This is a genomic window from Acinetobacter sp. 1566109 (assembly GCF_000582255.1).
GTDB lineage: Bacteria > Pseudomonadota > Gammaproteobacteria > Pseudomonadales > Moraxellaceae > Acinetobacter > Acinetobacter nosocomialis.
The window spans coordinates 1-3,977 of sequence record NZ_JEYB01000111.1 but is presented as its reverse complement, the minus strand read 5'-3'; the positions used below and the strand labels follow the sequence as shown (position 1 = coordinate 3,977).

Below are 3,977 nucleotides of genomic sequence, written 5' to 3'. Positions count from 1 at the left end.
TGTCCGCAACAGTATTAATGCCTGTATTAATAATGCTAGTTTTTAAACTTTCCACACCTTGAAGAACATCAATACCACTTTGAACGGCATCAACAACCGGGGAAATAGGAGATGCACCACCACCAATAATCCCGCCCGTCACACCACCGATAATGTCAGTTACAGTACCAAGCGGGTTACCGCCAGTAGTACCACCAGTAACACCGCCGATAGCACCAGTTACCCCACCGATAATGTCAGTCACAGTACCAAGCGGGTTACCGCCAGTAGCACCACCAGTTACACCGCCAATAGCACCAGTTACCCCACCAATAATGTCAGTTACAGTACCAAGCGGGTTACCACCAGTAGTGCCACCAGTTACACCACCGATAGCGCCAGTTACCCCACCAATAATGTCAGTTACAGTACCAAGCGGGTTACCACCAGTAGTGCCACCAGTTACACCACCGATAGCGCCAGTTACCCCACCAATAATGTCAGTTACAGTACCAAGCGGGTTACCACCAGTAGTGCCACCAGTTACACCACCGATAGCGCCAGTTACCCCACCAATAATGTCAGTTACAGTACCAAGCGGGTTGCCACCAGTAGCGCCACCAGTTACACCGCCAATAGCACCTGTCACACCACCAAGAATGTCAGTTAAAATACCAGTTGCAGTTGAACCGTTATGAACAAGTGTTCCAAGAATACCTGTTGCAGATTGGGTAGCTCCTTGGATGTCACCACCTACTAAATGAGAAACTGTTTCTAAAGCACCATTTACAGTATCGCGAGAAGTTTCAAAAGTTAATGTACCGAGGTGAGCAATATCAGTAACAGGATGTTCAGTTTGAGGAAGTACGCCAACTACAGTGTCCGCAACAGTATTAATGCCTGTATCAATAATGCTGGTTTTTAGACTTTCGACACCTTGTAGCACGTCAATACCGCTTTGTACGACGTTAACAACTGGTGCCAGTGGAGAAGTTCCACCTCCGACTACACCACCAGTGACACCACCAATAATATCGGTCACGGTACCAACAGGATTGCTACCAGTAGCACCACCAGTTACACCGCCAATAGCGCCAGTTACACCACCAATAACGTTGGTTAATCCACCAACAGGGCTACCGCCAGTCACGCCACCAGTTAAACCACCTACCACATTGGTTATGGTTCCTAATGGATTTGTTGAGCCTGTAGTACCAGTTACGGTACCCACTACATCAGAAACTAATCCTGTTGTAGCATGCGAGACTGTATTGGTTACAGTTGAAAGTACATTAGAGAGTAAGCCTGATGTTGAAACATTTCCATTAGCAATATTTATGTCGGAAACGTTTACATTAACAGGAGAACCTGTGTTTACAACAGGATTCACCGATACAACATTACCCAGGTCCTGAGTAACTTTTGTTATCGAAGATACGAGATTTTTCAGTAAGAACATGATGGTCTATTTCCTGTATATTTATGTATTTTTAAGTAAGTATTTATTTATTGCGTTAGGCAATTATTGAGATATGTTTCTCAATAATTAAAATTTAGTATTGGGTAGATCTCAAAAAGTGTCAATGCATATTTCTACTCAAATAATTTGATACTTATAATATTTTGACAATTAGTTATTCATTCTGATTTAGACATAAAAATAATAATTTTTTTTATAATATATAGTTTGAAGATGAATGTATGTTTCTCTCATTTTATTATTATTTTTTATAATTATTAATGCTAAATAATTTTATTTATAAAAATACTTTTGCATAAGTAGAAATATATTATTTATATAATCCTGACTAAAAAGCTAGGCTTTTATTTCTGTCAATTTGGCCAAAATGCCCAAATTGGATAGATGAAGACAGAAAACTTTAATTGCAAAAAAATATTTCAAATACATTTTATGGGCAAACAATCCTTTTTTGGACAGCTATGTTGCTGAGGTATTTTATTATGGCTAAGAACTAGACGCTTGATGACAAAAAGATGAAAAAGGTCTTTCTAAAATGAAAAAACTGCGTATAATGCCCTCCATCAAGTACGCGCTCATAGCTCAGCTGGATAGAGCACTTGGCTACGAACTAAGGGGTCGGGAGTTCGAATCTCTCTGAGCGCACCACTTGAAGAATTAACCGCTATATAGCGGTTTTTTTGTGCCTATTTTATATGGATTCTAATAAAAAAGCTGGTGCACATGGCGACCAGCTTTAAAAAGTTCTAAATTCAAAAAAACTATTATCCGAATGTTTTAAAACGACTTTCATCATCAATAAAGGTTTTTTCACCAGCTTTAGCTTCAATAGAACCAAAAACTAACTGAGCTCTTAGCTTCCATTCAGATGGAATATTAAATAAAACATTAATTTTTTCATCAATAATTGGGTTGTAGTGTTGCAATGAAGCGCCAATACCTTGTTCGGTTAAAATGTTCCAGACCGCAAATTGTGCGATTGCTGTTGAATGCTCTGACCAGATCGGGAAATTATCAGCATAAGCTGCAAACTGTTCTTGTAAACCTTTAACCACGTTCTGATCTTCATAAAACAAAACTGTGCCTGCACCAGCAGCAAAACTTTGAATTTTTTGTTCTGTTCCAGATACAGCTTCAGCTGGAACAATACTTTTTAAAACTTCAAGAACTGTATTCCAGAATTTATGATGTGATTGTCCAAATAAAATGACAGCGCGAGATGATTGAGAGTTAAAAGCAGAAGGGCTGTGTCTGATTGCTTCTTGAATTAACTTTTCAATTTCATCATTTGATTGATTTAAGTTATTTCCAATTGCATAAATAGAGCGGCGGTTCTTAATGAGTTCTATAAAAGAAGTTTCATTTGAAGATTCTAGCTCTTGAGCGGCTTTTAAAGCCACATCTTCTTGAGCTGTCGTTTTTTGATTTAAGCCAAATAGTTTTGCAAAGAAAGACATGACGTATTCCACTAAAGAGACAATAGAAGTATTTTATAAATTTAAAGATATGGAATAAGCCTTAAAAATATGAATCTACGTTCTATATATGAAACGAGTAAGCAGCTTGTATGAGTGAAGGCTTTATAGTTCGAGCAAAAATAAAAAATCACTTTTGATTCATTTTAAAGCGTAGATGAATATGCTCTAATAGTTTCGATTTATTCAATATTGATACATAGTGATGACCGAGCAAAAAAGCGCTTTATCTTTACGTTATTATTTAAATTTAGAAGAGTCTCAAGATGGGTTTGGCTTGGTGACATTCGGAAAGAAACAATTCACACGTTTTTTAACCCCTGTTATTAGTATTGCAATTGTTATTTGGGGTTTTTATTTAGGCTTATCAGGCGTTGGTCGCTACTATGTTGCTTTGGGTATTTTTTTCCTGATTATGCAAGGTTTAATGCGCTATTGGCTTTTACCTATGATGTTTAAACGTCAATTTGTTCGTTATCAATTTGGTAAGAGCGAGCAGGGGATCGATTTATACCAAGATTACTTTGAGCTTTATGCCGCTGGCCGTAAACAAGTTGTACAGTATGGTGATGTACAGACTTTTGCCAAAGGTAAACTAACTTATATGCTTGAGTTAAAAAATAAAACGGTCATTATTGTACCGAAACGTGCCTTTGCTCAAGCTTCAGATCAAACTATATTTGAAAATACATTCAAGAAGTAAGTTATTGGAATTATTAGCCGCAACAATAAAGGAAGCCTCATGAAAACACGTCCTTCAAAAATCGTTTGTGTGGGCAGAAGTTATGCTGATCATGTAAAAGAGCTGAACAATGCAATGCCGGGACGACCAGTATTGTTTATCAAGCCTCCAAGTAGTTTGATTGGTTTGGATGACGGTATTTCATGGAATCCTGCTTGGGGTAGCTGTCATTTCGAATGTGAGTTTGTTTTACGTATTGATCAGCCACTAAAAGGAGAAACCGATCCGCAAAAAGTACTACAAGCTATTGGTGCAGTGACTTTAGGATTGGATTTAACATTACGTGACTTACAAAATGAAT

At 37.8% G+C, this 3,977-nt stretch carries 3 protein-coding genes, 1 tRNA gene and 1 pseudogene; 3 read left to right on the top strand and 2 right to left on the bottom strand.

Annotated elements, in window-relative coordinates; translation table 11 throughout:
* Nucleotides 1-1,438 (bottom strand): annotated as a pseudogene (locus J582_RS0105420) (hypothetical protein); the annotation flags it as partial.
* A 592-nt stretch (nt 1,439-2,030) separates the two neighbouring features.
* Between J582_RS0105420 and J582_RS24260 the strand changes: the two are divergent.
* A tRNA-Arg gene (locus J582_RS24260) sits at nt 2,031-2,107 on the top strand.
* Between the two features lie 116 nt (nt 2,108-2,223).
* On the opposite strand, the gene J582_RS24255 is transcribed toward J582_RS24260, so the two are convergent.
* Nucleotides 2,224-2,916, bottom strand: a complete 693-nt coding sequence (locus J582_RS24255) for a nitroreductase family protein (protein ID WP_031982330.1) — start codon at nt 2,914-2,916, stop codon at nt 2,224-2,226.
* A 223-nt stretch (nt 2,917-3,139) separates the two neighbouring features.
* Between J582_RS24255 and J582_RS24250 the strand changes: the two genes are divergently transcribed.
* Both J582_RS24250 and J582_RS24245 read left to right on the top strand, forming a co-directional pair.
* Nucleotides 3,140-3,637 (top strand): YcxB family protein, encoded by a 498-nt coding sequence (locus J582_RS24250; protein ID WP_004711841.1) that lies wholly within the window; start codon nt 3,140-3,142, stop codon nt 3,635-3,637.
* Between the two features lie 39 nt (nt 3,638-3,676).
* A partial coding sequence (locus tag J582_RS24245; RefSeq protein WP_032048233.1) for a fumarylacetoacetate hydrolase family protein occupies nt 3,677-3,977 on the top strand: 301 nt, incomplete at its 3' end.